Consider the following 1,480-nt stretch of genomic DNA (forward strand, 5'->3'; position numbering starts at 1 on the left):
AACCTGGACCATCCTCAGGCATATTAGCAAATATGGCATCTATTTTATCATCAAGGTCGTCGGGTTTATTATCTGCCTGAACCGAAAGGGATGCCGCCCCCATGAATAATGCCAGTGAATATTTTAATGCCTTTTTCATATTAAGTCCTTTCCTATATATTTATTAGCTTTGCTATGATTGGCCTTTGCTTCTAATGTGGTTTACTTAAAGAATAAAGGCCAAATGTTAAAAATTAAATGTACCTTTTTTATGTTCTAAAAAGCAAAGGCAATTTAATTAATAATTGATTGTTAGCTATATGAAAAAAGTAAAGGCATACATTTTTTTATAATGCATTAAGGTGGTTACGCTTTTTTACCTTAAAATAGTTTTGCGATTAGTTTAATAACGCCAAATACAATGCTTAAACAGGTTAACGATTAGTAAGCTATAAAATCACTAAGTGATTGATTTTAAATATCAATCACGCTATGGTGGCACATTAATTAAAACCAATTTTAAAATGAGTAATTCTACAGACTCGTTATAAGGAGAGGGAAGCTTTGGAGCGTATCGAAGTCACGTTAGTCAACTCATTTACCGACAATGGAACAGGTGGTAACTCTGCGGGGGTTGTTTTTAACGCCGATAAATTATCAAATACGCAAAAATTGAAAATCGCGCAGGCTGTTGGGTTTTCGGAAACCGCTTTTGTTTCAGAGGATAGCGAAGCGGACTTTGAAGTCTCTTTTTTTACGACTACCAGTGAAGTCGACTTTTGTGGTCATGCTACGCTCGCTGCGTTTTTAACAATGTATCAAAAAGCTATTATCCCTGTTGGAAATTATGTTCAACGCACCAAAGCTGGAATGCTTGCTGTGTGTATTGATTCAAATGGCAAGATAGTTATGGAGCAACAATTACCACAAAAGTTGGGTGATTTTTCATATCAAGAAATATCAGATGTGCTTGGCATTGAAGTTGATATTCTGGAAAGAACGACATTGCCTATAGAAGTTATTTCAACAGGACTACCCGATGTCATTATTCCTGTTCCGTTAGGTTTTTTAGATAAAATAAAGCCAAACGATCATAATATTGCCGAATTTTGTAGAAAACATAAAGTGGTTGGCTTCCATGTTTTTGAACTTTACGAACAGCAAAATACATTAACCGCAAGCTGTCGTAATTTTGCACCACTGTTTGGTATTTCTGAAGAGTCGGCAACAGGAACTTCTAACGGTGCGTTAGCCTGTTATCTCGCCGAACATTTAGACATAGGCTGCGACTACGTTTTTGAGCAAGGCAGGGCAATGAATTGTACTTCAATCATTACCGCTTCTGTGCAAATAGAAGAGTCACAAGTAATCGATGTGAGAGTCGGTGGGTTCGCTGATGTTATTGATACTGTTGAAATCTCTATATAACCTCAGCTCTGGATAAGCGAATTTGCCCAATAAAACTATTTTTCTCATTCTCGGCGTTGCTTTCATTTGTAAT

The 1,480-nt window shown here is 36.6% G+C and carries 1 protein-coding gene; it reads left to right on the forward strand.

Annotated elements, in window-relative coordinates; genetic code table 11:
• Positions 1-543: 543 nt before the first annotated feature.
• Entirely contained in the window at positions 544-1,407 is an 864-nt protein-coding gene (locus J8L97_RS22880; protein WP_211053022.1) for a PhzF family phenazine biosynthesis protein, read from the forward strand.
• Positions 1,408-1,480 lie beyond the last annotated feature (73 nt).

It is taken from the genome of Pseudoalteromonas sp. MMG012, assembly GCF_018100875.1.
GTDB lineage: Bacteria > Pseudomonadota > Gammaproteobacteria > Enterobacterales > Alteromonadaceae > Pseudoalteromonas > Pseudoalteromonas aurantia.